The organism is Candidatus Nitrosopumilus sp. (genome assembly GCF_965223225.1).
Classification (GTDB): Archaea; Thermoproteota; Nitrososphaeria; order Nitrososphaerales; family Nitrosopumilaceae; genus Nitrosopumilus.
The window spans coordinates 940,703-961,716 of the sequence record NZ_CBDCVU010000004.1 but is presented as its reverse complement, the minus strand read 5'-3'; the positions used below and the strand labels follow the sequence as shown (position 1 = coordinate 961,716).

General features: G+C 33.7%; 23 protein-coding genes. 13 read left to right on the top strand and 10 right to left on the bottom strand.

What is annotated here, in order from left to right; all coding sequences use genetic code 11:
• The first annotated feature begins 34 nt into the window (after window positions 1-34).
• The 3 genes from ACOQN3_RS06310 to ACOQN3_RS06300 are packed head-to-tail and all read left to right on the top strand — an operon-like array spanning window position 35 to window position 2,062.
• The gene (locus tag ACOQN3_RS06310; RefSeq protein ID WP_420545639.1) at window positions 35-448 is read left to right on the top strand and encodes a CoA-binding protein; all 414 of its coding nucleotides are present in this window, start codon (window positions 35-37) and stop codon (window positions 446-448) included.
• Window positions 445-813 carry a hypothetical protein gene (locus ACOQN3_RS06305; RefSeq protein ID WP_420545638.1) on the top strand — a complete coding sequence of 123 codons (369 nt, stop codon included), beginning with the start codon at window positions 445-447 and terminating at the stop codon, window positions 811-813. The genes ACOQN3_RS06310 and ACOQN3_RS06305 overlap by 4 nt, the downstream gene beginning before the upstream one ends.
• A 34-nt stretch (window positions 814-847) precedes the next feature.
• The gene (locus ACOQN3_RS06300) at window positions 848-2,062 is read left to right on the top strand and encodes a redox-regulated ATPase YchF (protein WP_420545637.1); all 1,215 of its coding nucleotides are present in this window, start codon (window positions 848-850) and stop codon (window positions 2,060-2,062) included.
• A gap of 174 nt (window positions 2,063-2,236) precedes the next feature.
• On the opposite strand, the gene ACOQN3_RS06295 is transcribed toward ACOQN3_RS06300, so the two are convergent.
• Window positions 2,237-3,148, bottom strand: coding sequence for a transcription initiation factor IIB (locus tag ACOQN3_RS06295; RefSeq protein WP_420545636.1), 912 nt, complete (start codon window positions 3,146-3,148; stop codon window positions 2,237-2,239).
• Between the two features lie 471 nt (window positions 3,149-3,619).
• Between ACOQN3_RS06295 and ACOQN3_RS06290 the strand changes: the two genes are divergently transcribed.
• Together ACOQN3_RS06290 and ACOQN3_RS06285 are read left to right on the top strand one after the other, a co-directional pair.
• Window positions 3,620-4,075, top strand: coding sequence for a hypothetical protein (locus ACOQN3_RS06290; protein ID WP_420545635.1), 456 nt, complete (start codon window positions 3,620-3,622; stop codon window positions 4,073-4,075).
• A gap of 57 nt (window positions 4,076-4,132) precedes the next feature.
• Window positions 4,133-5,467, top strand: a complete 1,335-nt coding sequence (locus tag ACOQN3_RS06285) for a phytoene desaturase family protein (protein WP_420545634.1) — start codon at window positions 4,133-4,135, stop codon at window positions 5,465-5,467.
• A gap of 6 nt (window positions 5,468-5,473) precedes the next feature.
• Here ACOQN3_RS06285 and ACOQN3_RS06280 read toward each other — a convergent pair whose 3' ends face one another.
• Both ACOQN3_RS06280 and ACOQN3_RS06275 read right to left on the bottom strand, forming a co-directional pair.
• The gene (locus ACOQN3_RS06280; RefSeq protein ID WP_420545633.1) at window positions 5,474-6,319 is read right to left on the bottom strand and encodes a cobalamin B12-binding domain-containing protein; all 846 of its coding nucleotides are present in this window, start codon (window positions 6,317-6,319) and stop codon (window positions 5,474-5,476) included.
• 127 nt (window positions 6,320-6,446) lie between these two features.
• Window positions 6,447-7,400 carry a cobalamin-binding protein gene (locus tag ACOQN3_RS06275; RefSeq protein ID WP_420545632.1) on the bottom strand — a complete coding sequence of 318 codons (954 nt, stop codon included), beginning with the start codon at window positions 7,398-7,400 and terminating at the stop codon, window positions 6,447-6,449.
• 69 nt (window positions 7,401-7,469) lie between these two features.
• On the opposite strand from ACOQN3_RS06275, the gene ACOQN3_RS06270 reads away from it, so the two are divergent.
• Window positions 7,470-8,630, top strand: a complete 1,161-nt coding sequence (locus tag ACOQN3_RS06270; RefSeq protein WP_420545631.1) for a hypothetical protein — start codon at window positions 7,470-7,472, stop codon at window positions 8,628-8,630.
• A gap of 43 nt (window positions 8,631-8,673) precedes the next feature.
• On the opposite strand, the gene ACOQN3_RS06265 is transcribed toward ACOQN3_RS06270, so the two are convergent.
• Window positions 8,674-9,210, bottom strand: coding sequence for a DUF1722 domain-containing protein (locus tag ACOQN3_RS06265; RefSeq protein WP_420545630.1), 537 nt, complete (start codon window positions 9,208-9,210; stop codon window positions 8,674-8,676).
• Window positions 9,211-9,351: 141 nt separating this feature from the next.
• On the opposite strand from ACOQN3_RS06265, the gene ACOQN3_RS06260 reads away from it, so the two are divergent.
• Window positions 9,352-10,293, top strand: a complete 942-nt coding sequence (locus ACOQN3_RS06260; RefSeq protein ID WP_420545629.1) for a peptidase — start codon at window positions 9,352-9,354, stop codon at window positions 10,291-10,293.
• A gap of 62 nt (window positions 10,294-10,355) precedes the next feature.
• Here the strand turns inward: ACOQN3_RS06260 and ACOQN3_RS06255 are convergent, their stop codons facing one another.
• The 3 genes from ACOQN3_RS06255 to ACOQN3_RS06245 all read right to left on the bottom strand — a co-directional run bounded on the left by ACOQN3_RS06255 (window position 10,356) and on the right by ACOQN3_RS06245 (window position 11,983).
• On the bottom strand, window positions 10,356-10,652 hold the full coding sequence (locus ACOQN3_RS06255; RefSeq protein ID WP_420545628.1) for a hypothetical protein: 297 nt from the start codon (window positions 10,650-10,652) through the stop codon (window positions 10,356-10,358).
• A 217-nt stretch (window positions 10,653-10,869) separates the two neighbouring features.
• Window positions 10,870-11,256, bottom strand: coding sequence for an Hsp20/alpha crystallin family protein (locus ACOQN3_RS06250; RefSeq protein WP_420545627.1), 387 nt, complete (start codon window positions 11,254-11,256; stop codon window positions 10,870-10,872).
• 4 nt (window positions 11,257-11,260) lie between these two features.
• Window positions 11,261-11,983, bottom strand: a complete 723-nt coding sequence (locus tag ACOQN3_RS06245) for a proteasome assembly chaperone family protein (RefSeq protein ID WP_420545626.1) — start codon at window positions 11,981-11,983, stop codon at window positions 11,261-11,263.
• A 114-nt stretch (window positions 11,984-12,097) separates the two neighbouring features.
• Here ACOQN3_RS06245 and ACOQN3_RS06240 point away from each other — a divergent pair, with 114 nt between their 5' ends.
• The 3 genes from ACOQN3_RS06240 (at window position 12,098) to ACOQN3_RS06230 (ending at window position 14,792) form a co-directional block, all read left to right on the top strand.
• On the top strand, window positions 12,098-12,778 hold the full coding sequence (locus tag ACOQN3_RS06240; protein ID WP_420545625.1) for a VIT1/CCC1 transporter family protein: 681 nt from the start codon (window positions 12,098-12,100) through the stop codon (window positions 12,776-12,778).
• A gap of 12 nt (window positions 12,779-12,790) precedes the next feature.
• Entirely contained in the window at window positions 12,791-14,077 is a 1,287-nt protein-coding gene (locus ACOQN3_RS06235) for an APC family permease (protein WP_420545624.1), read from the top strand.
• Window positions 14,078-14,255: 178 nt separating this feature from the next.
• Window positions 14,256-14,792 (top strand): PEFG-CTERM domain-containing protein, encoded by a 537-nt coding sequence (locus ACOQN3_RS06230; protein ID WP_420545623.1) that lies wholly within the window; start codon window positions 14,256-14,258, stop codon window positions 14,790-14,792.
• Between the two features lie 71 nt (window positions 14,793-14,863).
• Here ACOQN3_RS06230 and cysS read toward each other — a convergent pair whose 3' ends face one another.
• The 3 genes from cysS to ACOQN3_RS06215 all read right to left on the bottom strand — a co-directional run bounded on the left by cysS (window position 14,864) and on the right by ACOQN3_RS06215 (window position 17,474).
• Window positions 14,864-16,261 carry a cysteine--tRNA ligase gene (gene cysS, locus ACOQN3_RS06225; protein ID WP_420545622.1) on the bottom strand — a complete coding sequence of 466 codons (1,398 nt, stop codon included), beginning with the start codon at window positions 16,259-16,261 and terminating at the stop codon, window positions 14,864-14,866.
• Window positions 16,258-17,064, bottom strand: a complete 807-nt coding sequence (locus ACOQN3_RS06220) for an NAD+ synthase (RefSeq protein ID WP_420545621.1) — start codon at window positions 17,062-17,064, stop codon at window positions 16,258-16,260. Before ACOQN3_RS06220 ends, cysS begins: the two co-directional genes overlap by 4 nt.
• 89 nt (window positions 17,065-17,153) lie before the next feature.
• Complete coding sequence (locus ACOQN3_RS06215; protein WP_420545620.1) at window positions 17,154-17,474, bottom strand: Rieske (2Fe-2S) protein; 321 nt, start codon at window positions 17,472-17,474, stop codon at window positions 17,154-17,156.
• Between the two features lie 76 nt (window positions 17,475-17,550).
• Between ACOQN3_RS06215 and ACOQN3_RS06210 the strand changes: the two genes are divergently transcribed.
• The 3 genes from ACOQN3_RS06210 (at window position 17,551) to metG (ending at window position 21,011) form a co-directional block, all read left to right on the top strand.
• Window positions 17,551-18,792: an adenosylhomocysteinase gene (locus ACOQN3_RS06210; protein WP_420545619.1), complete on the top strand. Its 1,242-nt coding sequence runs from the start codon at window positions 17,551-17,553 to the stop codon at window positions 18,790-18,792.
• A 247-nt stretch (window positions 18,793-19,039) separates the two neighbouring features.
• On the top strand, window positions 19,040-19,318 hold the full coding sequence (locus ACOQN3_RS06205) for a hypothetical protein (RefSeq protein WP_420545618.1): 279 nt from the start codon (window positions 19,040-19,042) through the stop codon (window positions 19,316-19,318).
• A gap of 37 nt (window positions 19,319-19,355) precedes the next feature.
• Complete coding sequence (gene metG / locus ACOQN3_RS06200; protein ID WP_420545617.1) at window positions 19,356-21,011, top strand: methionine--tRNA ligase; 1,656 nt, start codon at window positions 19,356-19,358, stop codon at window positions 21,009-21,011.
• Window positions 21,012-21,014: the final 3 nt, after the last annotated feature.

Genomic DNA, 21,014 nt, shown 5'->3' with positions numbered 1-21,014 from the left:
CAAAAATTATATTCAACATACCTGTCCTTTACTTATGGAAAAAGACGATCATACTGATGATGAAATTTCTAAAATTTTGTCTCTAAAAAAAGTAGCAGTCATAGGCATGTCTAAGGATTCTTCAAAAGCCGCAAACTATGTACCTAAATACTTGATCGATAATGGTTATGACATAACACCTGTAAATCCTAAAGCTGACACAATATTTGGGAGAAAAAGTTATGATTCAATATCTGATGTTGATGCCGATGTTGATATTGTTGATATTTTTAGGCCCTCTGAGGATGTTCTACCTTTTGTTGAGGCTGCTATAATGAAAAAACCTAAGGTTATTTGGTTGCAAGAAGGAATTCACAATGCTGAGGCTGAGGAGTTGGCAAGAAGAGCTGGAATCCAAGTAGTCTTTAATCGTTGCATGTTGGCTGAACATCAGAGATTGTTCCAATGACTAATTTTGATAATTTTTACACAGACCTACTGGAATTAATAAAGAAATACAAAGATAATGACACCTACTTGAAGATAGAGTCTGATCCTGAAAACCAAATCATAAAAATTTTTGGAGACAAATTAACCTCTTTAGAACGAGCCCGAAATGGGCTGTCTGATGTATCTGAATTGTCTTACACTGTGGCCGAACACCATCCTTACTGGAATTTGCTGAACCATTCTTCAGAAATTACAAAAACCCTCCTAGAAAAGTGGACTGACTCTCTTTCTTCTGAAGACTTTTCTGATATTGATTGGTCACTAAAGAAATTTGAGGAAACTTTTCAAAAAATAAAAGATTCTAATGAGTCTGTCTCTAACTAGGCAGAGATAAATATTCTAAACTACCAATTGTTTCATGTCAATCAAAATTGGGTTGATAGGCAAAACCAATACTGGAAAAACTACGTTTTTTAATTCTGCGACCCTCTCTTCTGAAGATATTTCTTCATATCCTTTTACCACCAAGAGTCCCGTTTTTGGTATCGGACATGCAATTACACTTTGTGTTCATCCTGAATTTAAAATTCAAGATAATCCTAATAATTCCAAATGTGTTGATGGGTGGAGATACATCCCAGTTGAATTGATTGATTTACCTGGACTCATAAAAGATGCATGGAAAGGGAAGGGTCTTGGCAACCAATTCCTATCCATTGCTGCACAATCTGATGTATTACTCCATGTGGTAGATGCATCTGGAGGGATTGATTCTACTGGTAAAATTACCGAAATTGGTTCTGGTGATCCTATTTCTGACTTTGCAGATATTGAAGAAGAATTATCATTATGGTATCATAAGATTCTAGAAGGTAATAGAGAAAAAGTATCTAAGACTATAAAAAATGGCTCCGACATTGTAAACTCAATTACTGATCTTTATCGGGGAATTGGCGTTACAAATAGCCATGTCCAAGAAACCCTTCGTGTTGTGGATCTCGAAGAAAAAAACTTTGATGAATTTGATATGGTTGATACAAAAAAGTTCGCAACAAATTTGAGAAAAATATCCAAACCAACTTTAATTGTAGCTAACAAAATAGATGTAGAAGGTGCCGATAAAAATTTTGCAAAATTGAGAGAACGCTATAATGATTCAATTGTAATTCCTGCCAGTGGTGCTAGCGAATTTAGTTTGAGACGTGCAGAACAAAAGGGGCTTATCAAATATTCTCCAGGGTCTGAACAATTTGAAATTCTAAAACCTGATGAGTTAAACACAAAACAACAAGATGCACTTGATTTTATCAAAAGGGGAATCATGGGAGAATATATGAGAACTGGAGTTCAGTTTGCAATTAATGTCGCAGTATTCAAGCTTCTAAAGATGAATTCCATCTATCCTATAGCTGATGAGAAAAACCTTGCAGATAAAAATGGACGAATTTTACCTGATCTCATTTTGCTGAAAGATGGTTCCACAATAAACGATCTAGCTAAGGAAATCCATACTGACTTAACCAAAGGCCTTCTATATGGAAAAGATTTGAGATATAACTTACGACTCCCGTTAAATTACCAGCTGAGAGATAGGGATGTTATATCTCTGGTTAGTGCAGTGAAGGGAAACTAGTCTCTTTTTTTCCCTCTTGCTTTTGTTCTTAGGACTGCTTTGCAACAAATACATCTTGAATCTCCTATCGACAAAAAAATACCACAAAAAGTACATCTTTTCTGCCCAATTTCGTACCTTATTTTGTTAGGAGCTGGATCTGCCTTGTGCATTTGACAGATGCCTCTACACGTTCTACCCAATCATATCACCTCCTATCTTTTTTCTTATCTCCTTAGTTCTGTCTCTGATGGTGACTGCGCTGATTTGAGATACTTCTGAAATCTTTAACTGCGAAACCTTTTCAGAATTTAAAATTGAGGCCAAGTGTACAGCTGCCGCTGCCATTGCCATTGGATTCTTACTAGTTGACACATTTTTCTCTTTTGCCAATTTTAGGATTTTAAACGCAAGTCTCTCTGTTTTTTCAGAAACCAAGAGTGATTTTGAAATTCTTGTTACAAACTCTATTGGATTGTAAGCTTGTGGGTATATGTCGAGCTCTTTTACAAGAAATCTGTATGTTTTTTGAAGGTTTTTCTTTTTGATGTTTCCTGCATCTGATACGTCTTGTAATGTTCTTGGCGTGTTTAATGATCTGCATGCAATGTATATTGCCGCACAAATCATTGCCGATGTAGATCTGCCTGTAAGTATTTTTTTTGCTGCAATTTTTCTAAATAGATATGCGGTGTGTTCTATCACTGATTCAGGTAAACCTAATTTAGCTCCAATCGCATCAAGCATTGTAAATGCTTTTTGAAAAGATTTTACAGAGTTTGCAGAGCGACTATTTCTGTCCCACATTCTGAGGCGATAAAACATTCGTTTATTTTCATTTGAAAGAATCTTCCCTGAAACATCTCTGTCTTTTGATTCTATGATTGTTGAGAGGCCCATATCTACCATCTTTAAAGATATTTTTCTACCTACTCTGCTGTTATTCTGATATTCATCTCCTGACAATCCTGTTGTCTCAGATCCTATGTCTATTACTTGTTGAGATGATACAGATCCACAACTGCTGCACGCAATTTCTCCTGTATGGTAATCTGTAATGATGCTAATTTTTTTACAATTTTTTTGATGAATTAATTCAGTAAGCATATGCTTAATTTTACATTCTAAATTATTTAAAGAAGAAAAATTGTACTTTCTAGTGGTAAATCCAAAATAAAAATTTTATTATATAACAAGAGTTAGCACTATGAACTTTTTTTATTTTTTCATAAATATTAGAAACCAAGATATGGTTTATTGTCTTATTATTTTTTATATGAATTATTTTTTCCATTATATAATATGAGAAAAAATTCTTTCAGAGAATTAGATTTTTTAAAAACTGAAAAAAATTATTTTGAGAAAGAAAAATCTATTGAGTTCATTGCCACTTTTAATAATAAATTAAGTCTTTTTATTGTAAATTTTTTTGCAAAACTCATTATTTTTTATAAGAAACAAAACCAAATGATTATGATAAATAAACTCCACATGTATCCAAATTATTATGTACCGTTTCAATTCTGATTATTTCTTCTTTGAAGAATATTTAAAAAAATTTTAGAGGTATGATATAGTTTGAAAATTTTTTGTTTAAATGAAAGTACTTTCTTGTCACGAGATGTTATTTTTAAAATTAGTACTGATGTTTCTAATTTCCATAAAATAATGCCTGATTATTTTAAATCCTTAAAAATAATAGATGACACTATTCCTGATCAAAAAATAGTGCTTGAAAATATTTCTTTTTTGGGAAGAAATATTGACGTAAAAACAAAACATGTGATAATGCAACCTGATACTCACAAGGTTTTCATTCTTAGTGGACCACTTAGAGGAACTACCTTTATAGAAAAATATGATGTTTCTAAATCCAATGGAACTGACATTACAATAGCTGTTAATTTATCGATGCACGGGTTATTGAGATTCATTCCTTTTCTTGATAGGGTTATTTCTAGAAAGATGAAATCTGTCATGCTGGAATTTGTAAGATCTTCCGAAAATTATTTCAATTCTGCCATCAAAGATTAGTTAGCACTATAATGCAAAGTTACCCTGTGTTATATACAAACAGAACAAATCTGATTTATGCCTGATACTGTTCATATTGTAGGTGCAGGAGTGGGAGGATTGAGCCTGGGTGCTCTTTTAACGCATGCTGGATATCCCGTTGAGATATATGAAAAATCAAACAAGACCGGGGGCCGAACAGCGTCTATGACTTTTCGTCAGCACATTTTAGATAATGGATTTCATATAATGCCATTTTACAAAAAATCCTCAATTTATGAAATCTTGCAAAAAGTTGGTATTGCATCAAGATTAAAGCTTGCTAAGGTAGATGATATATCGTTTCATTCTGATACTGGATTTCATAAATATCCAAAAGGGATGATGGATCTTCTTCAATTATCTTTGATTCCTTTCAAGAGTAGAATCAATTTACTAAAAGTTTTACTTCCAATGGCATTTGCATCAATTCAGAAAACTGAAGAATGGGATGACAAGTCGCTTACTGAAGTTACAAAAAAATTAGACAATGAAACTGGCGCTTTTTTTGAAGCAGTATGCATGCTGGCTTTTGCAGACACTGTTGATCATATCTCCCTGGGTGAATTTGCCAGAACAATTATCCGCGCCAATCCTTTCAAAGGGGGAACAAGTGAATTTGCATACCCAGACAATGGGGGATATGACTCAATAACAAAGGTTCTTGCCCAATATGTTACTGAAAATCAAGGTACCATAGAAACAAATCATTCTATAAAAAAAATAGTTATTGAAAATTCCAAAGTTGTTGGAATCATAACAAAAGATGATAACTTTATCAAAGCAAAATGTGTGGTTATCTCTTTTCCTGCATACGATGCAATTAATCATCTGTTTGATGATGGTGTAATCAAAAAAGATTTTGTACAAAAAATTAACCGTTTGGATAAAAAAACATCTGTAGTTGAAGTTCATTTTGCACTAAAGAAAAAAATTGATACCAGACAGGTTGTATTTCCTGTAGGTGATTCTTTTGTAACTAAAGGCATTTTTTTCATTTCTAACATAACCCCTTCTGTTTCTCCTCCTGGTGAACACCTGATAATTGCCGGTACTCCAGTTGATTCCTCAATTGTGGGTGATTCTAAAAAAATTAATGAGCTAGTCCAAAATATGAAAACTGAAATCTCTTCAATTTATCCTGAATTCAAATCATCTCTGATCTGGGAGAGGGCAATGGCCTGGAAACTAGTAGAATCTGTCATAAAGGAGCCTGGTATGGTATGGAAGTCAAAGATGCCTCATCAAATTCCAGGTATTGATGGATTATTTTTTGTAGGTGACTCGACTGTGAGTTATGGTATCGGCACTGATTCTGCTGCTCATAGTTCTCTTTTATGCTATCCTAAAATTGACAATTTTTTAAAATCCTGAATTTTTCTATGCAGTTCTTATAATTTTGGGAATTTCTTCCAGTCCTACATCTTTGATTATTTTTCCTTCAAACTTTGGAATTTGCTCTGACTGTAATGCATATCCTCCTATGAGAATTGGAGTTTTTTCATATTCGTTTTTGATTTTCTTCACTAGTCTTTGACCTGCAGTCAAATTATCATCCAATGTTATTGAAACAAAAACAATGTCTGGTTTGTTATTGCCAATAAATTCTAATATTGATTCAGTTGGTATTGAAGTTCCAATATTGTAAACTTTGAATCCCTTAATTGAGAGATATGTCTCTAACACATCACATCCAAGATGATGCTCTTCTCCTACCGGCACACAAAGTAAAATCTTTTTCTTGTTCTTAGTTACTGACACTTTGTCCATGATTATCTTTACCAGTGTTTGTGCAATGTTGCTTGCGACATGCTCTGTGGCTATGCTGATTTTACCACTGGCCCAATCCTCGCCAATCTTATACATTACTTGTTTTAGAATTCTATCAAAAAAGTCAGACGAATTAAATATCTTTATGTATTCCTCGTAAATTTTTACACACTCCTCAATATTCCCTTCGGTTAATTTTTTGTAAAGTTGTTGTTTTGATTTTTTTGTAGCTTCCTCTCTCTTTTTGATATCTTTTGGATTGTGTGATGCAAGCACTGAAAGAATTTTAGGATCATTTCTGTATTCTTTTGGCAGATCATCTTTGACTACTTCTGATGCCTTTCCTAGATACTTTACAATTTCTTGTTTTGATGTATTTTTTTCTGAATTCCACACACTTTTGACCAGATAAAGATATTGATCTGATTTTACCTTTTTTGCTCTAATATACACCATTGAGAGTTCTATCCTGATTAGCTATATAACTAATGCTAACCCACTTTACTAGTGCTAAAACAATTCCTTGTTTTTACTTTATTTTCAAGCAAACTGCCTTTTCCGATGAAAATTCATTCTTTTTCCTTTATTTTATGTGCTCAAAAGAATCCTCTGGGACTCTCAAGTCTTGAAAATTCTCAGGTTGTATTATTTTTGCAAGTACTTCTATTCCTTCTATTGTTCTTATGCTTGGTTTACTGAAAAAGGAATTTGCATCAACGGCAAAGATCTGCCTGTTTTTTACTGCTCGGAGCAAATTCCAGTCTTTATTTTCTTTTAGTATTGAATTGTACTCTTCAACTATTCTTTTTGTATTGAATCCACATGACATTATGATGACCATATCTGGGTCTGCATCTCTTATTTCTTGAAAGTCAAAATTTCTAGAATGCTCTCCTGGCTTACTTATCAAGTTAATTCCTCCTGCCATCTCTATCATTTCTGGAACCCAATGACCTGCAGTGAAAAAAGGTTCCATCCACTCTATTGCAAGGATTTTGGGTTTTTGTAATTTTTTATTTTTTTTGATGTTTTCAATTCTTTTTGCCAGTGAATCGATTATTTCTTGAGCTCTATCCTCTTTCTTTAGGATCTTTCCTAATCTTTTTACTGAGTCTAATATTTCTTGTATGTTGTAAGGATCCATTGAGTGAATCATTGGTTTTTTCTTAAGAATTTTTAAAGCCTGACTGACCTGATTTGTATATGCTGCACAAACCTCACATGTCTCCTGAGATATGATGAGGTCTGGATTGGCTTTTACAATGTTTTTTTCATCAAGAATGAATATGTCTTTTCCATCATTTAGTAATTGACAAGTCATCGAATTGATCTGGTTACTTGTTAGTTTTTCAGAATTTACTACCGATGTTATGACTTTTGGTTTTGTTTTAGCATTTTCAGGATATCTGCATTCATGCGTTACTCCAAACAGACGTTCTTCCATTTGTAATTCGTATATTAACTCAGTTGCACTTGGCAGAAAAGATACAATTCTGTTTATTTCCATGAATTTTTTTGTCCGTTCTTCTTTAAACATTCTGCGCTGATCTCTGATTAAATTTAAGAATCATGCAAGTTTATAGCATCAATCTAGCCATGAAAGTTAATGTCCTCTAGTTCTCAAGACATACGACGTGCAATACTGACAAAATGGAATGAAACTTTGTCTCAATACGGTAATTTGTTCTCATCTGATTCTATTAGTGGTACTAGTCCTCCATCTATTTTTGTAGGCTCTCATAACTATCCACAAGTGTTTGTTGGTCCTATGGTTCCTCCTGTACATGGTGATACTGCTTTACTTGACAGCCCTGAAAATTGGAAAGGAAAATCCTTGGAAGATATTGTTAATTTTAGGTTAAGTTTAGTTCGTGGAACACAAAAAATTTCTGTTGATAAAACTGATGGCAAGTATGTCGAAAGTCTTCAGGATGTTGCAATGTCTTCAAAACCAATTGATTCTGATCTTGTTTTTGAGAAAACACCTGTCTCTAGTGTCTCTCTTGATGGCGAAAATGCTCCTTTTGGACCTGTAGGTAAAATAAACTCTGCAAAATTTTCTAACGTTTCTTCTGTGAAAGCAATTGAAAGAGTATTCTATGATAAGGATCTTAGTGCTGCCGAGGCTGTTTTGAACATGTATCATTCTGGGATTGATGTTTCCAGAATTCAAAAATGCTTTAGCATTGGAATGTTGGGACAAAAAAGAAAGTTAGTTCCTACTAAATGGAGTATTACTGCAACTGACGAAATTATTTCAAATTCTCTAATGGCTGAGATTCTTGATTATCCTGTGATTGATTCTTGCCGCGTTTTTAGTTACGAACATCTGGGAAATCTCTTTTGCGTTATTTTATTTCCACATATATGGCTGTTTGAGATGACTGAAGCTTGGTTTTCAAATGGGATAATTGGCTATGGGTCAGACTCTGAAGATGCCCGTGGTATTGACCATCATCCTCCTACAATTGCAGGCGCGTATTTTGCAGCAAAATTAGGAGTTGTAGAGTACCTGTCTAAGTTAAAACTTCAGGCAGGAGTCATTGTGTTCAGAGAGATTCGTCCTGAATATGCAGTTCCTGTTGGAGTGTGGCAAGTTCGTCAGGGAATAAGAGAGGCAATGAAACAATCTCCTGTGATTTCAGATAACTATGAACATTCTCTTGATTTGGCCTCAAAAAAAACTAGCATAAGCAAGTCTGAATGGCTTGCTCACGGAAAAATGTCTTTACTCATCAGGCAAAAAACACTTCATGATTTTTTTTAAAACATTTTTTTATCTACATGAAATTTTATGCTTTGATTGAAAATTATTCATGGTTTAAAATATGAAACAAGTTTGCAGGTTGAGGATCTGCATATAATAGAAAATATGTTTGACTTGCAAGGTATGTGTTGTTGAATCGATAAATGATTGGATTAATTTCAGAAAGTAGTTGACCTATTGTTATCTTTTTGTTTCTGAATTGCTCTAACATTTTAAAGAATTGTTCTTTTTCTATTCTATTGAAGTCTTTAGAAAAATATCCAAAAATATGCATGATTACATTACTATGTGTTTTGATTGTAGGTTTCTTTTCTAATGCTGAATTGAGATTGGGTTCGTATTGTGTAATAATTTCTGAAAAATTTTTTTTATTGTAACTTGCAACTATATTTCCTAATGTCTTTAATTTTTCCTGATCATGTGACATTATCATGTATTTGTTCATAGCTTGAAATGAGACAAGATTCTTCATCTTGTTAGAACTTTTTACATCCTCAAAACGTTCACATACGTATTCTTTTACATCTTGTTCAGAAATTTTATGCATTCTGATCTTGGAATTTTCTAAATTTTCACTCACTTTTCAAGTTCTTTCTAATTTGCTTATAAAGAGAAACTCTGTTTAACGTGTTTGGCACTATATTTTTATTATTTTTAGAAATATTGGCACTAGTTGAATATTTAGAACTAGCTTAAATATCATAAACGTAAATTTGTGTTAATGAAAATCGCAATAACTGCAATCACTGCAATTCTTCTGATTACCTCTACTGCATCTTTTGCTTATGCAGAAGTTCCAGGATGGGTAAAGAACAATGCTGGTTGGTGGGCCGATGGAACCATCTCTGAATCTGAATTCCTTACTGGGGTTGAATTCTTAATCAAGGATGGCGTAATTGACATCCCTCCTACTCAAACATCATCTTCATCAGAATCTGACATGACTGAACAATCTGTTCCAGGATGGGTAAAGAACAATGCTGGTTGGTGGGCTGATGGAACCATCTCTGATCAAGATTTTGTTAATGGCATACAACATTTGATATCAGTTGGTTTAATTTCAGTCTCAGTTGAGAATTCTGAACTACAAGATCAAATGCAATCTGCACAAACAACAGAATCTGTTGCCTCTTCATCAAATGATCCTAAATTGGCAGAACTTGAAGCATCTCTTGAAAAATGCTCTGAGATAACAAAGGCCTACAAGAGACTTGATTGTGAGAAGTCAATAGAGAAAGAAATTATACTATATCAGTATAAAATGGGTGCCACTGCTTTTAATCTAGGACCTGTAACATATTACTGGTTTGGAGTCGGATCTGAAGGAAATGAATTTGAAATAAGTTCCTCTGGACAACCATTGTTGTCAATTCGCATGCTTGCAGAAAACACTAGCTCAGACAATGTGTCATTGGATTGTACCAGTCCTCAAATATGCAGCTATGATGTATGGGATGGGACAAAGGCTTTCAAATACTCTGGCATGGACTTTACTAGTGGACAGATAGTTTTGAACCCTGGAGATTCAAGGGAATTTAACATTCTCTTTGGTCCGAATGTGGGATATGGTGGAACCGAGTTTGAATACGATCCATCTAAGAGCTACCAATTCAGAATCAATGAAGACTTTGGAAAAATGAACATTGATTTGAATTTGGAATAGCCTCTTCTCTTTTTTATTTCTTTCAAGTTATAATTTCAAAATAAAACTAATTGAGAATCATCTCATTGGTTTTGATGATTATGTCTGATTGAAATTTCTTTCTTTTGTCTATGTCTTTTCTTTAATAGACTAAACATTATCATTCCTACATTGATAATTGAAATTATCTCAATCAAATCTACTCCATATAGGAACCAGTCAAGTATTGGATGAACTCTTGAAACGATTCCTGCCTCTAACATGATATCTGCATTCCATACCATGTGTGGAACTTGGATGAATTGAATTACCGCAATTACAATTATGCTTCCTAGAATTTTGTTTTCATACCAATTCCAGAATTTATTCCATGCATTCATGTATTCATATTGTTTTTAATTTAATTAAAGACTGTGAAAATTAGATGATCCTAATTAGTTTAAACTAAGATTAAAAATTTTTTAATATTTTATGTTCAACTTAATCTATAAGCACCAATGTTCTGAAATTTGAAATTTATTTTTTCATGGTTGGTAATTTGATTTTGAACCTGAGGAAAAAAATTGTTTATGTAAAAACCAACTGAACGATTTTTTATTAATTTACCTTGATTGGACGCTTTGTGACTTTTTTTGGAATTTTTACTTCTAATCTTCCTTTTTGAAATTTTGCTGAAATCTCCTTACTGTTAATTTCTCCTGGTAATGAAAGTGATTTTTTAAAAAATTCAAACTTTGTGATAGTTCCTAATTTTTCTTCAGAATACTTCTCCCTGAGTTTTGCTTCAATACTGATTGCTCTATCTTCAAAGGTAACTTTGATGTCTTTTTTATCCACTAAGGGCAGGTCGCACTCCAATATCCAATAACTATCAAATTCTTTTAGGCATGTTAGAGGTGATAAAATTTTATGCTCAATATCGTCAAGTACTGAACTGAAAATGGGGAATACTGTCTCCATATTTGATTCATTTTTGTTTTCCATATGATCACCTGTAAATTTGAGGAGGACTGACTTGCTTTTCCTTTTTTTGCTGTAGTGCTCTTATGGTTTGCTCCATCAAGTTTCTGTGTTGTATTCTTAGCCTTTCTATCTTATTTTGTATATCTTCAGTATCTACCTTAATTTCTAAGATCTTTGATAACGTGATTATCGCACTAATTGCAGCTTCGGGATCCGGAAAGAAAGGATGGCATACTGCATATAATATGAGTACTGGAATCTGTGTCTTTCTAAAAACCGATATCATCGCTGCATCTGTTCCAAAAATTGATCCGTCAAGGAATTTTGGAACGTGGTTTTTGTAGAGTATCTGGTCTAAAACAGAATCTGTTGGGAGAGCATAAATCTTTGGCGAATTTTTTTGTTGATTGGCCGTCTCCATCCCACTAACTATGACTACTTTTTTTATCGAATTTTTCTTACAAAATTCATTCACTAACATTGCAAATTTAGATGCAAGATACTCGTTGAATGGAATGTCTGATATAATGACAAAAATGTTGTTTTTGTTATAGATTCTGATGGGTGAAAGAATTTCTCCTCCTTCTACAAACAGCGTAGGTGGCAGATCTGGCATTTCTATCTCTCCTATTTGCTTCATCTTTAGATAATGAATAAGATATGATATTGAAAAAGTTCCAACAAGACCATTGCTTGGAAATCCAACAAGCAAAGTTTTTTCATTACTGTTTATTTTTCCAATTTTCAATCAATTTTTTTCCATGACGCTGTATTAAAAGAAAATCTTTGATTTTCGTAATTGATTTTCAGACTTGAGATTTTTCATCCTAATAAAATATTGAAAATTAACAAAATTAAAACATTGAAGTGGCATTTTGAAGATTTTATTTATGGATCTATAGATGGAGCCGTAACAACTTTTGCAATAGTTGCAGGAGTTATTGGTGCTGGTTTGTCTCCAGGCATAATTCTAATTCTAGGGTTTGCAAATCTATTTGCTGATGGATTTGCAATGGCAGCTGCAAATTATCAGGCTACAAAAACAAAACGAGAATTTATCGAAATGAGGCAAAAACAAGAAGAATGGGAAATTGATCATTTGAGGGAACAAGAAAAGGATGAGATTAGGTCTATTTATCGAAAAAAGGGGTTTGGAGGTGAATTATTGGAGGATATTGTTAGAGTGATCACCTCTAGACGAAAAGTCTGGGTAGATACCATGATGAGAGAAGAGTTAGGTCTCATTAAAGATGACAAAAATCCTATTGATAGTTCTGTAAGTACATTTGTTGGTTTTAATGTTATAGGCTTGATACCATTGTTTCCATTTGTTGTTTTCCTAATTTTTGGCTCTGAAATAACCTCTAATGTCTTTCTTTATTCTATAATTTCTGTGGTTGTGGCATTTTTCTTGGTTGGGATGATTAAGGGGCGGATTGTAAAAAAATCCATGATTCAATCAGGAATTAATACCGTCATAATTGGTAGTATCGCCGCATCTGTTGCATACGTGATTGGTTATAGTTTACATTTCGTGGTTTAGTGGTGTCTTTGAATGTCTGAGCTAAAACGACACATGGGACTTTTCCAGCTCACTATGTATGGGGTTGGATTGACCCTTGGTGCTGGAATCTATGTTTTGATTGGTGAGGCCGCAGGTTTTACAGGAAATTCAATGTGGATATCATTTGGATTGGGCGCAATTGTTGCACTTCTTGCAGGTTTGAGCTACTCTGAGCTTACTGTGTTGTTTCCAAAGGCAGCTGCAGAATATGTTTTTGTAAAAAATGCGTTTAAGAGTGAATTTGTCGGATTTATTGTTGGTTGGCTTACCTCTATTACTTCTATGATTGTTGCTGCCACTGTTGCGTTAGGTTTTGGAGGCTACTTTGCACAATTTTTCAATGTACCTATTACTGTCTCTGCAATCTTACTCTTGTCTATTTTGTCTGTTGTTAATTTTATGGGAATAAAACAATCTGCATGGATGAATACTGTTTTTGCTTTGGTGACTATTGCTGGTCTTGGAATAATTATTTTCCTGGGTATTACTTTTGAGAACCCTGAACCTGTAGATTATTTTGATACTCCAAATGGAATATATGGAATTATGATCGCATTTGTGCTAATCTTTTTTGCCTTTATTGGTTTTGAAGATATGGCAAATGTTGCCGAAGAAGTAAAAAAACCCAAAAAAACATTTCCTAGAGCAATAGTTTTATCTGTATTAATCACTGGTGTTATCTACATTCTTGTTTCTTTATCTTCTGTCCAAATACTAAATTGGCAGGAATTGAGTCAATCTTCTGCACCATTAGCTGATGTAGCTGAGAAAGGATTGGGAATGGAAGGAAGAATTACTCTTTCTGCAATAGCTCTGTTTGCTACTGCTAGTACAGTTCTAATCACTTTGGTAGCTGGAGCACGAATCCTTTATGGAATGGCAAGAGATGGTTCTTTGCCTTTTGTTTTATCAAGAATTTATGCAAAAACTGGAACCCCTTTGGTAGCTGTAGTATGTATATTTCTCACTTCTGTTGCGTTTGCGTTTGTAGGTGATATAGTAATTGTAGCCAACATAGTAGTTTTTGCAATAGTTATTACATTTGCAATGGTGAACCTAGCAGTAATTTTGCTTAGATATGTAAAACCTGATTTGGAACGCCCATTTAGAGTTCCAGTAAATATCGGAAAATTTCCAGTATTGCCTCTGATAGGATTTATTGTAACTGTCTATATGGCAACCCAGTTCGAATTAGAAATTATCTTGGTGGGATTGGGGATAATTGGCGTTGGTTGCGTTTTTTACCTATTTTATAATAAAAGAAAAATCCAAAAATGATTTGTTTTTTACTTTTTTTTGATTCTTAATTTGACTTTAGATGCAGTTCAGCTTAGAATCAAATTAGAAAATCAACAATGCGAATCTGAAAACTGATTATATTTGATTATATGTTAACACGATTAGTTTGAAAAACAAATTCTTTTCCATCTCAATAATTACGACTTTGTTTATTGTTATGTCTGTTAGTACTAACACAGAATATGTTTTTGGCGAAATGGAAGCTTTTGGACAATATCCTGATATTGGACAACTCATGGCAGAAAAAATTACCTTTGAGATAGGGGATGAAACATTTGATATCTACTATGGGTACAAAGGAAGCTTGGATTCGATCGGAGCTCATGATGATGATGATCCTGTACTATCTTCTATGACCATTAATGAAGAAAGAAAATCTATTGAAATCATAATGGAAGATGTTCCTGAAAAAACTGATTTTTGGGTAAGAATACCTCATGAGGTATTATATGCAGAAGATGCCCAATTCACTGTACTAGTTGATGGTGTAGACACGGGTTATGATGTTACCAACTTTCCAAATGATTTTGCAATTGGATTCATTATTACAGAAACCACTGAAAATATTGAAATCATTGGAACCCGAGTCATTCCAGAATTTGGCATCTTTTCTGTTATGGTTTTAGGAATTTCTGTGCTTGGTTTGATATGCTTACTTCAAAGATCATCATTTGGACAATTCCTTGCAAAATAATCTTGTGCTAAATTTTTAGTTAATAGATCCAATTATGATTTTTTACACATGCAAGTTTGTTTCGTAATTTGTCAGAGTTCTGCTTTGATTGGTTCTTTTCTCATCCAAATCGTTTGTTTTTTGTGATCAATTAGTTCTATTCGCATTTCATTTAACTTGTCACGTATTTTGTCTGCTTTATCAAATTGCTTTTCTTTTCTGAACTGCTCTCTGTCTTGAATCATTTTGTTTATCTCTCTAATCTTTTTATTTGACATTTTTGGAATTTTTAATCCTAAAACATCCAACATCCTCTCAAATTCTATCATTATCGTAGATGCATTGTTGTTCCCAAGTTTTTCTTCTGCTGCCATCTTGTTTGTTTCTTTTACAAGTTGAAAGAGTGCAGATGTTGCAAGATGAGTATTCATGTCATCTTCTAATGCTTCATCAAAATCCTTGGATATTTTTGATATCCACTTGAGAACGTCTTCGTCTTTTGTTTCCTCTGATTCTTGAGCATGCAATAATTCAAAGAAGCATGTTTCTACCTGTCTCCATTTTATGATGTTTTCTTTTAGTAACTCTTCGGAATAATCAATTGGTTTTGAGTAATGACCTGATAGGCAAAAAAGTCTAATTATATTTGCCCCCCAATTTTCTAATACGTGTCTAATTGTCTTTATGTTTCTTAATGACTTTGACATTTTTTCACCTTTTATCGTTACCATTCCTACATGCATCCATATTTTTGCAAACTGTGAATCTGAAAATGACTCTGATTGTGCTATCTCATTTTCATGATGTGGAAAAATGAGGTCTCGTCCTCCTCCATGAATTTCAAAATTTTCTCCCAGATACTTTATGCTCATTGCAGAACATTCAATATGCCATCCTGGCCTTCCTTCTCCCCATGGGCTGTCCCATGTTGGTTTTACATCTGAAAATTTCCATACTGCAAAATCCAAAGGATTTCTTTTCTCCTCATCAATCTCTATTCTTGCCCCTGATTGTAACTCTTCGATATTCTTCTTTGAGAGCTTTCCATATTCTGAGAATTTTGATACTGAAAAATAAACTCCATTTTTTGAGACATATGCGATATCTTTCTCGATTAGCCTTTTGATGAAATCTATTATGTCTGCTATGTGCTCTGTTGCTTTTGGATATTTTGTTGCACGTTTTACATTTAATCCGTCAAAATCCTGAAAATAATTCTCAATGTATCTTGTACTGATTTTTTCAGCTGTACTGTTTTCTTTTTGCGCTCGATTGATTATCTTATCATCTACGTCTGTGAAATTTTGAACAAACTCTATGTTTACATTTTTTCTCTCAAGAAATCTACGTAGGACATCAAAAACAATTATTGTTCTTGCATGTCCTATGTGGGATTCATCGTACACTGTAACACCACAAAGATATATTCTGACTTTCTTTGCAAGGTCAAGTTTACTTTTATCTTTAGTTAGCGTATTTAGTATCTTCATTTTATACAATCTCGTATGTCTGGTTGTTGAGGTCCTTGTCTCTTATGTTGGCTATTTTGATTTAATTTTAGAATTTTTTCAATTTTTTCTCTTTCAATTTGTGTTTCTTTTTCTGTTTGCTCAATTGTCATTTTTTTGTCTATCAAACAGTACAATATTGAATCCACTTCTTCATAGGTTGTGCCTAATTCTTCTTCTGCTTCATGTTCTTTCCATAAATGTGGACTGCTTTTTTTTGTAATTACTTTTTCTGGTACTCCTAAATGCTTTGCAATCTCTCTTACCTGAAGTTTGTATAAGGACACAATAGGAGTCATGTCTGAGGCTCCATCTCCAAATTTTGTAAAATACCCAATCAGGTATTCACTTTTGTCACTGGATCCTAGCACAAGGTAGTTTTTTGTATTTGCATAGTAATAGAGGATATTTGTTCTAATTCGAGCTCTGAGATTGCCTCTTGCCTTTTCGTTAGGTTCGATATACATTGCATATTCGTTAACAATCGGTTTTATGTCGATTAACTTGTATTCAATTCCTGTCAGCGAGATCATTTTCAGAGCATCTTCGGTCTCTGAAGAGGGAGTTATTGCAGTATCTGGCATTATTAGTGCAAGTGTCTTCTCTTTTAGGCTCTGTTTGCAAAGATATGCTAAGACTGCTGAATCTATTCCTCCACTAAGACCTAAAATCACCCCGTTTGATTGTTTTTTTTCAATTTCTTTTGTGATAAATTCTACGATTGTTTTAGTTAGTAATTGATAATCATATTGGTTTGTAATCTCTGATATGATGTTTTCATTCAATAATTACAATGCAAAAAACCTTAGAATAAAAATTGTATAGATCTTCTTTTTTAGAATTATTTTTTCTTACAAATTACTTTGAATTCTATCTAAGCATTATTCTCTTCTTTAATGTCGACGTAGATTCCATCATCCCTTGATTCAACCGGATATGTCTCCAACTTTACTCCCTCAAGATAGTCTTTTAGTTCTCCTGTCTTGATGTTGTAATGCCAAAAATGTAGCGGACATTCAACAATATCTCCATCGAGTTTACCTGGTGCGATTGAACCGTCTTGATGAACACATAGATCGTCAATTGCATGATATCCATCCTGATTAAAAATTGCAATTTGTTTTCCATCAATTTTGAATGCTTTACCTTTTCCTGCTGCAATGTCTGATTTTTCAGCAATCTTTTTCCAAGCCAATATTTTTATCAAATTATTTGTCATTTATTTAGATTCGCATGATAGGATTTTATAGCCAAATTCATGAAAAAGTTTGTTGAGTAAAGTAAAATCCAGTCCTAAATTGATCAAAGAGGGCAAGATGTCTTATGAGTGGGCAAGATCTCACATGCAAATTCTAGATAATACTATTAATCGATTCAAGAAATCTAAACCACTAAAAGGAATAACTCTTGGTTTTTGCCTTCACATTACAAAAGAGACTTCTGTTCTTTTAATGGGTGCAAAAGAGCTTGGAGCAACAGTTGCATGTTGTGGAGGAAACCCATTAACAACCCAAGACAACATTGCAGCATTTCTTGCATCTCAAGGAATTCATGTTTATGCATGGAATGGTCAATCTGTTAAGGAGTATGATTGGTGTATTGACCAAGTACTCAAACATAAACCAACAATACTAACTGATGATGGTGCAGACATGAACATCAAAGCTCATTTTGATAAACGATTTGAAAATCTAGAAATTCTTGGGGCCACTGAAGAAACTACTGCAGGTGTGACTAGAATTAGAGCAGTTGAAAATCAAGGCAAACTTCGTTATCCTGTTATCTTAGTCAATGAAGCATATACAAAACATATGTTTGATAACAGATATGGAACCGGTCAAAGCACAATTGATGGATATTTGCGTGCAATGAATTTGCTTATGGCTTCAAAACGTGTTGTTGTTGTAGGTTATGGATGGGTTGGAAGAGGAGTTGCATCAAGATGTCATGGCATGGGTTCTAAAGTTATTGTAACTGAAGTTGATCCTGTCAAAGCTTTGGAAGCTCACATGGATGGATTTGAGGTGATGCCGATGTCACAGGCTGCAAAGATTGGAGATATTTTCATCACTTGTACAGGAATGACCAGCGTAATACGAAAAGAGCATATTTTGCAGATGAGGGATGGCGCAATAATGGGAAACGTAGGGCATTTTGATGTAGAAATTGACAGTGAATTCTTATTAAAAAAATCAAAATCTGTAAAGGAAGTAAGACCAAGCCTTGATGAATGTGTGTTAAAAAATGGTAAAAAAGTCTATTTGATTGGACAGGGGAGACTTGCAAACCTAGTAGCTGCTGAAGGACATCCTCCTGAAGTTATGGCTCAATCTTTCTCAAATCAAATATTTTCTGTATTGTACATTCTAAAAAATCACAAAAAAATGGAAAACAAAATCATAACAGTTCCGGAAGAAATTGATAAACAAGTTGCAGTAGATGCTTTGAAAGCAATGAATGTAAAAATTGACAGGTTAACCCCAGAACAAGTAAAATATGCCAATAGTTGGTAATCTTTTTTATTTTTTTGACTAGATTTAATCTATTATTTATTTTGTTCTGAATTCTTTGTATGTTTTTTTGAAATTACAACATGCTAATTCGTTTTGACATTTTTCCAAGTACATCAATATGATTTGTCCTCTTTTTGTCATATCGTACAATTCGTTTTGATATTATATCGAATTTGATTAAGCTGAAACTTAATTTTTTACAAAATAAGCTAACTATTGTTTTTCTTTTACCTCTCATTTTGTTTTAATGGTCAAATGCAGATGTTTCTTCTCTGATCAAACCTTTGAACATACAGAAAACTTGCGAGAACTGTTTCAAAGAAATTCTCTTTATGTTACTAGTTCTGTGACTGTGGAACTATTGCTGAGATATCTTATTCCTGGAGAGAGAAAACTACCTCAAAAAGAGTTCTTTTTAATAGATGATTATTTCATGTCTCATCCTAATTTCTTCAAATTGTTTTACGATGATCTGTTCATGTCTGCCACTTTTCATTCAGAATCTGAACCAAAACTTGATGTCTAAAACTTCTTAACCCTAATCTTGTCTCGTTTCTTTACTGATGAGTAAAAAGGCAATAATTACAAGTGCTTTGCCCTACGCAAATGGAGAAATCCATCTAGGGCATGTGGCATCTACTTATATCCCAGCAGATGTGACCACTCGTTTTTTAAAGATGACTGGAGTGGAGGCTTATTACGTATGTGCTTCTGATGATTTTGGAACCCCTATTCTTATTCAATCTGAAAAAGAGGGAAAAACTCCTTCTGAATATGTGTCCCATTGGAATAAGCGAGATTATGAAGATTTTACCTCCTTGGATATTGCATTTGATTACTTTTACAAAACAAGCTCTGATGAAAATATCTCATTTGTACAAGACGTGTTTAAGAAACTAAATGCCGCAGGCCATATTTATGAAAAAGAAATCATTCAATTTTACTGCAAAAATGATCAGAAATTTTTACCTGATAGATATGTGAAAGGCTCTTGTCCCTACTGTAATGCAGAAGATCAGTACTCTGATTTGTGTGAGAGTTGTGGAAGAGTTCCAGAAGAGATAACAAATCCAAAATGTTCTATTTGTGGACAAACTCCTGTAAAGGAAAAAACTAACCATTATTTTTTCAAACTAAAAAATTTTGGTGATTCTCTTTACAAATGGCTTGACGAAAATGAACATTTGCAAAAAGACGTAAAAAAATATGTTCAAAATTGGATAAAATCTGGTCTAATTGATTGGGATATTACTAGAGACATTTCTTGGGGTGTAAAAGTCCCAATTGATGGAATTGAAAACAAGGTATTTTATGGATGGTTTGACAACCATCTTGCATACATCTCTACTGCGTTAAAGTTTCTAAATGAAAAGGGAATTGATGGAAAAGATTTTTGGAATTCTGCAGACATCTATCACTTTATAGGAAAAGATATCGTGTATCATCACTATCTTTTTTTGCCTGCCATGAGACTTGGAATAAATTCTGAATACAAACTTCCAGATTATATTCCAACTCGAGGGCATCTTACTCTGCAAGCAAAAAAGATCTCAAAAAGTAGAAATTGGTATATTGGATTAAAGCAATTCCTCCAGTATTATCCCTCTGATTATTTGCGATATTATCTGATATCTATAAATCCGTACTCTCAGGATGATCTTAATTTTGATTGGGATGACTTTGCAACTAGAATTAATTCTGAGCTGATTGGAAATCTTGGGAATTTTGTTAATCGTGCTCTTGGTTTTACCAAGAAAACTTTTGACGGAAAGGTTCCAAAACCTGATGTTTTTGATGAAAAAGATCATGAGGCAGAGGCAAAAATAAAGAATCTTGCACCTGAATTGTCAGTACTTATGGAACAAAACCATCTTGATAGAGCACTCAAAAAAATAATGGAGTTTTCTTCTTACTTTAACCAATATTTTCAACACAAGGAGCCCTGGAAGAAAGGCCCTGGTACATCAACCTGTGTATTCTTGTCTGTCAATGCTGCAAAAACATTGGCGATCTCACTCTTCCCATTTCTTCCTAGATCTGCTCAAAACATATGGTCTCAGCTAAACCTTGATGGGGATGTTCAACACTCTGCTTGGAATGACATGTCTGTTTTGGATTTGTCTGAAGGACATATCCTAGGATCTCCTTCACCATTGTTTACAAAGGTTGAGAGCGATGAGATTCAAAAACATAAACAACAACTGGGACCTTCAAACTGAAAA

What these genes read in the sequence shown, in the direction of transcription:
- ACOQN3_RS06310 (WP_420545639.1), top strand. Translation starts at nt 35, where the DNA reads ATGGAAAAAGACGATCATACTGATGATGAAATTTCTAAAATTTTGTCT.
- ACOQN3_RS06305 (WP_420545638.1), top strand. Translation starts at nt 445, where the DNA reads ATGACTAATTTTGATAATTTTTACACAGACCTACTGGAATTAATAAAG.
- ACOQN3_RS06300 (WP_420545637.1), top strand. Translation starts at nt 848, where the DNA reads ATGTCAATCAAAATTGGGTTGATAGGCAAAACCAATACTGGAAAAACT.
- ACOQN3_RS06295 (WP_420545636.1), bottom strand. Translation starts at nt 3,148, where the DNA reads ATGCTTACTGAATTAATTCATCAAAAAAATTGTAAAAAAATTAGCATC.
- ACOQN3_RS06285 (WP_420545634.1), top strand. Translation starts at nt 4,133, where the DNA reads ATGCCTGATACTGTTCATATTGTAGGTGCAGGAGTGGGAGGATTGAGC.
- ACOQN3_RS06280 (WP_420545633.1), bottom strand. Translation starts at nt 6,319, where the DNA reads ATGGTGTATATTAGAGCAAAAAAGGTAAAATCAGATCAATATCTTTAT.
- ACOQN3_RS06275 (WP_420545632.1), bottom strand. Translation starts at nt 7,400, where the DNA reads ATGTTTAAAGAAGAACGGACAAAAAAATTCATGGAAATAAACAGAATT.
- ACOQN3_RS06270 (WP_420545631.1), top strand. Translation starts at nt 7,470, where the DNA reads ATGTCCTCTAGTTCTCAAGACATACGACGTGCAATACTGACAAAATGG.
- ACOQN3_RS06260 (WP_420545629.1), top strand. Translation starts at nt 9,352, where the DNA reads ATGAAAATCGCAATAACTGCAATCACTGCAATTCTTCTGATTACCTCT.
- ACOQN3_RS06255 (WP_420545628.1), bottom strand. Translation starts at nt 10,652, where the DNA reads ATGAATGCATGGAATAAATTCTGGAATTGGTATGAAAACAAAATTCTA.
- ACOQN3_RS06250 (WP_420545627.1), bottom strand. Translation starts at nt 11,256, where the DNA reads ATGGAAAACAAAAATGAATCAAATATGGAGACAGTATTCCCCATTTTC.
- ACOQN3_RS06235 (WP_420545624.1), top strand. Translation starts at nt 12,791, where the DNA reads ATGTCTGAGCTAAAACGACACATGGGACTTTTCCAGCTCACTATGTAT.
- ACOQN3_RS06230 (WP_420545623.1), top strand. Translation starts at nt 14,256, where the DNA reads ATGTCTGTTAGTACTAACACAGAATATGTTTTTGGCGAAATGGAAGCT.
- cysS (WP_420545622.1), bottom strand. Translation starts at nt 16,261, where the DNA reads ATGAAGATACTAAATACGCTAACTAAAGATAAAAGTAAACTTGACCTT.
- ACOQN3_RS06205 (WP_420545618.1), top strand. Translation starts at nt 19,040, where the DNA reads ATGGTCAAATGCAGATGTTTCTTCTCTGATCAAACCTTTGAACATACA.
- metG (WP_420545617.1), top strand. Translation starts at nt 19,356, where the DNA reads ATGAGTAAAAAGGCAATAATTACAAGTGCTTTGCCCTACGCAAATGGA.